At 68.0% G+C, this 281-nt stretch carries 1 protein-coding gene; it reads right to left on the reverse strand.

Features of this window, described 5'->3' with window-relative positions; translation table 11 throughout:
- A partial coding sequence (locus AC1RPQ_RS08425; RefSeq protein WP_481762333.1) for a relaxase domain-containing protein occupies positions 1 to 281 on the reverse strand: 281 nt, incomplete at both ends.

Consider the following 281-nt stretch of genomic DNA (forward strand, 5'->3'; position numbering starts at 1 on the left):
GCTGTAGGCGTAGTACGACCGGCCCAGCTTCGCCGCGGCAGTCGCTTCCTCGACGGACTTGCCGGCCGCTTGTTCCGCGGTGATGATGCGCTCAGCGTTCGGGTGCAGCCCCTCCCCATAGAGCGCCTTCATCTGCTCTTCGGTCACCGTCCCCGATACGCCCAGAGTGGCAAGGCCGGAACCGACCCAGACTCCGGGAGGGTTGCCGTCAGCGGTGTAGTAGTCGCCCAGCTCGCGGCCGGTCTCCCGCTTGGCGTCGCCGCTGACGGTCTCGCTGGTGT

It is taken from the genome of Dellaglioa sp. CoH-57-MRSF-21 (genome assembly GCF_056781915.1).